Source organism: Segatella copri, from assembly GCF_009494835.1.
GTDB lineage: Bacteria > Bacteroidota > Bacteroidia > Bacteroidales > Bacteroidaceae > Prevotella > Prevotella copri_F.
Window position 1 is genome coordinate 1 of record NZ_VZBE01000029.1, and the last position, 3,889, is coordinate 3,889.

Here is a 3,889-nt window from a genome sequence, read left to right on the forward strand (position 1 = left end):
CTTATTTTAACACAAAAAAGCTCTCAAAAATTTGGTGATGTCTTAGGAATCATGATAATGATTTAGAGAAAAACAATTTGTTGTTTCCAATTAAAATAGAAACTAAGAATCCTAGTGAAGAGGGGCGTTATGCTTTTTTGGTTGTGCTAAGCAATGAAGAATCTCATGGAAAGATATTTAAAGATGTTGGAGATATGCAAAATGTTTTTTATAAGTTATCAAGGGTTTTAAGTAATGAAAGAAGTATCCAAAAGCATAAAATAAAGAGTTCTGAATTGCTTAATGATAAAATTAAATTTGTAGAAAATGCCCAAGAAACAATGCATTTTATAAGAAACAGGCTAACTCCTATCCAAAATCTTATAGGTTTGATAAAAAAGAAATCAAAGTATTCAAGTGTACCAGAAGAAAGTTATAATCAATTGATAAATAATAGTTGTGAAAGTTCTGATAGAGAAATAAAAGAACTCATTAGAAAAGCAAAATATTTTCTTGATGATAATAATAATCCATTTAAGTTTAACGTGGATGAGCAATATAATATTCAGGCTATAATTTCAATTGTTCGTGGTCATTGGAATGCAATTATGCAAGAGTCTCCTTTAGAGATAGATTCTTCAACATTAAAAAATGTTGCAGAATGTAATATTCTTACAAACCGTGATGCTTTTGATATTTTATTATCTGATATAGTAGGAAATATAAAAAAATATAATAATGGATATGCTAAGTGTATTATTAGTTCTGAAAATTCTTATCTTTGGGTAACATTTTTAAATTCATTTTCTGATAAAGAAAAAATTCAGTCTGTAATTAATGATATAAACTCTTCTGATAGAGATGAAATCATGAGGAGAAAAACTTTTGGATTGAATAGTATAAAACGAGTTTCAGAAAACTTAAATATCCATTTGGAAGCTTCTTTGATCTCAAAAAAGGATAATAAAACAGATCCTGTCTTGGAACTTTATATGTTAAACATTAAAATGAATATAAATAATGAATAAAATATTGATAATAGAAAACGAATATGCCTCAGTCAAGGATGCTTTTGATACAGCTAATATTCTAGGATTCGATTCTAGCTTAGAGATTGAGCATATTGATAAGTCTCAGGATGTACCATATCACCGACTAAATGAGTTCGTGACAATATTTGTAGATATTAGTCTTGCAACAAAGAGTTCCATGGATGGTTATGGAATTATAACAAAAATAAAAGAACAATTTGGTGATTTTAATTACCATAAAATAGTGGTAATATCAGGAAGTTCCAAAGTCCAAGAAGGATTGGAGAATCGCGGATTTGGTGATATTCGACTATTAACAAAACCTTTATTTTTTGAAGATTTAATAAATGAAATTCAAAAACGTACATAGAAGCTCTTGTTACAGTTTTTATGTGATGTAGAATCTTCTTTAGGATTTGTAAAGGTATGCAAGAACTTCAAGCATGGGGAATCCGCAGTTGGTGAACATGCCGAACATGTTGGTTAAAGTGCTCGTGTTCAATTGCTTAAGTCCAAAAGCTGCACTTTCTATGTCAGTAATCATATTTTTTCATTTGTGATGTAGTAAAAATAATACTTTTATAATTAATATGTTCACTTAGTGAATAATTAACAATAAAGGTTCAAAAATAAATTATGGAACTCAACAACACCCAACACAAATCCTTCCTCTGGCATCTCGACTTCGAGCCATTCACCTGGCACACCTTCTACGGAGAGCAATGTCCACCATTCGTTACCGAAGAGAACAAGGAGGCATGGCGACGCTATCTGAAAAAAGTCATCAAGAAGCATCTGAAGGCAGAGGTGATGAATACACCGGAGTTCAGAGATATTGAACTCCAGATAAGGGAAGAAAAGCTGTTGCGCCTTCATTGGTCCGTGATGGGACAAATGCCAACGGGTACGGGTAAAAGAGGGAGTGTTTTAGAATATGGTTATCAGCATAGCCCTATCAATGGGCTATGCTGATGAGTTTACTTCCCAAGGCTGTTTCTATACGAGCAATGGTTTGAGTCGTGAAGTTATGTCTGCCTGTTAGCCATTTGGAGATTTCTGAGTCTCGCTTGTTGAGTAATCGGGCGAAATCCTTTTGGGTGAGTCCCTTGGCTTTCAGAATCTCACTAATGCGCTCGGCAATACCAAAAGACAAATCGAACTCTGCCTTTTGCTCGGCTGGAATCGCAGCGAGACAATCACGGAATAATTTGTTCTGTATCATAATGCTTAAATTTCAAAGGTTGCACTTTCTATGTCTGTTATCATATTCTTTTCAATGGTAATAATGCCATTCTCTATGTTACAAAAATAATAATTTTATTGATAGCTTGTTCACTTTTAAGTGAATAATTAAGAATAATTATTATAAATATACATTATGGAAATCAACAACACCCAACACAAATCCTTCCTCTGCAACAAGAAATATGATGAATATGAATATATGATGTATAGAAAACAGACTGAAATCATCGTAACCATCTTCTATGAAGGTATTCTGAGAGGAACACAGTATGGCAATCATCCTAGAACAAAATATGCCTTGAAGATCCATAGCGTCATCGAGGATTTGATGAATAAAGACTGGAGTAAAGTCAACGAAACCCTTAAATAATGAAGGAAATAAAGTTATTTGATTACCAAGAGGATATGAAGGAACGGATTGAGAAGGCGTTGCGCCTTCATCGGTCCGTGATGGCACAAATGCCAACGGGTACGGGAAAAACGGTTCTACTCGCTTCGGTCGTAGAATCGTTTTTGAGGGAACATTCCAATTGCAATGTTTGGATTGTTGCCCATAGAAGGGAGTTGGTTTCTCAGATTCGAGAAACTATTCAAAGAGTTTTTTCGAAAACCCACCCGTCCTCCCTTACCCTTAAGGGAGGCTCCACCGCTTTCCCCAAGCCCCTTTCCCCTCAGGGGACAGGGGATGTAACCGCTCCTCCTCGTCGCTCGGAACCGCTGCGCTCTAAGGTTGGCGGACCATCAAAGGTCTCGCCAGATTGTGCGGGATGGGACCGCCTTGCTGCTACTTGCTTGCGACCTGCTGATGGGCTTGCTGCTACTTGCTTGCTGCCTACTGAGGGACTTGGGGACCGCCTGGGTGAGAGGGGTGGAGATGGGCTTGCTGCAACTTCTGCCTCTTCTGTTAATCCTACTTCTGACATGATGCCGATAAAGGCTGTGTCGATACAATGGTTGGCTAAACACTATGACGAGATAGAGGAAGAACCGGGAATGATAGTGATTGACGAGGCGCACCATGCGCTTGCCAAGACCTATAAGGAGATGTGGGAGAGATTCCCGAAAGCTAAGTTCCTGGGACTGACGGCTACTCCTTGCCGATTGAATGGTAAGGGATTCACTGATCTGTTTGATGTCTTGGTGCAGTCGTGGAGTGTTCCTGAGTTTATCAGCAAGGGAAGATTGGCAACATACGATTTTGTGAGCATCAAATCGGATAGTGTGACGCAACGGCTCATCGACTCCTTGCAGAAGCGAGGAGCAGATGGTGATTATCAGAACAAGGAAATGGATATGTTGCTGAATAAGAAGCCGAGTATCGAAAGGCTCTATCAGAGTTTGGAAGAATTTGGTAAAGATAGAAAGGGCATCGTCTATGCTATCAATATTTCTCATGCTAATGCTATTGCCGAGTTCTACAGAGAACACGGCATCGCGGCTGTTGCTATTGATAGTAAAACGCCAAGTTCTTTACGAAAAGAACTTATTGAAAGGTTTAAAGCTTCTAATACTTCTCAAAATCTTCCTTTTTCGAATCACCCTGTCAATTCTTCTAAAATCACCCCGTCCCTCTTTACCATTAAAGAGGGCTCCACCTCTCACCCCGACCCTCTCACCCTCAGGGGAGAGGACGG

6 protein-coding genes are annotated in these 3,889 nt (G+C 37.7%); 5 read left to right on the forward strand and 1 reads right to left on the reverse strand.

From position 1 onward, the window contains the following. The first annotated feature begins 77 nt into the window (after positions 1 to 77). The 3 genes from F7D47_RS05160 (at position 78) to F7D47_RS05170 (ending at position 1,982) form a co-directional block, all read left to right on the forward strand. Positions 78 to 1,007 carry a hypothetical protein gene (locus F7D47_RS05160; RefSeq protein WP_153084833.1) on the forward strand — a complete coding sequence of 310 codons (930 nt, stop codon included), beginning with the start codon at positions 78 to 80 and terminating at the stop codon, positions 1,005 to 1,007. Then, the gene (locus tag F7D47_RS05165) at positions 1,000 to 1,380 is read left to right on the forward strand and encodes a response regulator (protein ID WP_153084832.1); all 381 of its coding nucleotides are present in this window, start codon (positions 1,000 to 1,002) and stop codon (positions 1,378 to 1,380) included. The genes F7D47_RS05160 and F7D47_RS05165 overlap by 8 nt, the downstream gene beginning before the upstream one ends. 266 nt (positions 1,381 to 1,646) lie before the next feature. After that, a complete protein-coding gene (locus tag F7D47_RS05170; protein ID WP_153084831.1) occupies positions 1,647 to 1,982 on the forward strand; it encodes a hypothetical protein in 336 nt (111 codons plus the stop codon). On the opposite strand, the gene F7D47_RS05175 is transcribed toward F7D47_RS05170, so the two are convergent. After that, complete coding sequence (locus tag F7D47_RS05175; protein ID WP_118153697.1) at positions 1,966 to 2,232, reverse strand: helix-turn-helix domain-containing protein; 267 nt, start codon at positions 2,230 to 2,232, stop codon at positions 1,966 to 1,968. The genes F7D47_RS05170 and F7D47_RS05175 overlap by 17 nt on opposite strands. Positions 2,233 to 2,388: 156 nt before the next feature. On the opposite strand from F7D47_RS05175, the gene F7D47_RS05180 reads away from it, so the two are divergent. Then, positions 2,389 to 2,625, forward strand: coding sequence for a hypothetical protein (locus F7D47_RS05180; protein ID WP_153084830.1), 237 nt, complete (start codon positions 2,389 to 2,391; stop codon positions 2,623 to 2,625). A gap of 35 nt (positions 2,626 to 2,660) precedes the next feature. After that, a partial coding sequence (locus tag F7D47_RS05185) for a DEAD/DEAH box helicase (RefSeq protein ID WP_437182476.1) occupies positions 2,661 to 3,889 on the forward strand: 1,229 nt, incomplete at its 3' end.

What these genes read in the sequence shown, in the direction of transcription:
- F7D47_RS05165 (WP_153084832.1), top strand. Translation starts at nt 1,000, where the DNA reads ATGAATAAAATATTGATAATAGAAAACGAATATGCCTCAGTCAAGGAT.
- F7D47_RS05170 (WP_153084831.1), top strand. Translation starts at nt 1,647, where the DNA reads ATGGAACTCAACAACACCCAACACAAATCCTTCCTCTGGCATCTCGAC.
- F7D47_RS05175 (WP_118153697.1), bottom strand. Translation starts at nt 2,232, where the DNA reads ATGATACAGAACAAATTATTCCGTGATTGTCTCGCTGCGATTCCAGCC.
- F7D47_RS05180 (WP_153084830.1), top strand. Translation starts at nt 2,389, where the DNA reads ATGGAAATCAACAACACCCAACACAAATCCTTCCTCTGCAACAAGAAA.